We start from the raw sequence: 861 nt of genomic DNA on the forward strand, positions 1-861 counted from the left end.
GGGTCGGGGTCGACGAGCTGCACCCGCGCGCCGGGCAGCCCGGCCAGGACCGCGGCCACCGACGCCCCGACCATCCCCGCCCCGACGACGGCGATCCGGTCGCCGACCAGCGGGGCGGCGTCCCACGCCGCGTTCACGGCGGTCTCGACGGTGCCGGCGAGCACGGCGCGCGCGGCGGGCACGTCGTCGGGGACGACGGTGACCGCGTCGGCGGGCACCACGAACCGGCTCTGGTGCGGGTACAGGCAGAACACGGTCCGCCCGGCGAGCTCCGGCGGGCCCTGCTCGACCTCGCCCACCGCGAGATAGCCGTACTTCACCGGGGCGGGGAAGTCGCCGTCCTGGAACGGCGCGCGCATCCGCTCGTGCTCGGACTCCGGGACCTCGCCGCGGAACACCAGGGTCTCGGTGCCGCGGCTGACCGCGGTGTACCGGGTGCGCACGAGCACCTCGTCGGGCCCGGGGTCGGGCACCGGCACCGTCCGGATCTCGCCGTGCCCCGGTGCGGCCAGCCAGAACGCCCGTGCCTCGTGCCCCACTCCACCGTCCCCGATCCCGGCGCGCGGCGCGCCGACGGTCCCGACAGTATCCGGACGTATCGGGCGCCTGCCCGGTACACGGAGGTGATCTGATGGACCGGCCGCACGTGCTGGCGTCGGTCGCGATGTCGCTGGACGGCTACATCGACGACGCCGGTCCCGACACGCTGGTGCTCTCCGACGCGGGCGACCTCGACCGCGTCGACGCCGTACGCGCCGGGGTGGACGCGATCCTGGTCGGCGCGGGGACCGTGCGCGCCGACGACCCGCGGCTGCTGGTGCGCTGCGCGGAGCGCCGGGCCGGGCGGGTCGCCGACGGCCG

At 77.0% G+C, this 861-nt stretch carries 1 protein-coding gene and 1 pseudogene; one reads left to right on the forward strand and one right to left on the reverse strand.

Annotated features, from left to right (window positions below; translation table 11 throughout):
• Nucleotides 1–539: pseudogene (locus GTW08_RS20850) on the reverse strand (dehydrogenase); the annotation flags it as partial.
• 92 nt (nt 540–631) lie between these two features.
• On the opposite strand from GTW08_RS20850, the gene GTW08_RS20855 reads away from it, so the two are divergent.
• Nucleotides 632–861: RibD family protein (locus GTW08_RS20855; protein WP_346009946.1), on the forward strand; the 230-nt coding region annotated here is incomplete at its 3' end.

The organism is Pseudonocardia sp. SID8383 (assembly GCF_009864975.1).
In the GTDB taxonomy this organism is placed as follows: Bacteria; Actinomycetota; Actinomycetes; order Mycobacteriales; family Pseudonocardiaceae; genus Pseudonocardia; species Pseudonocardia alni.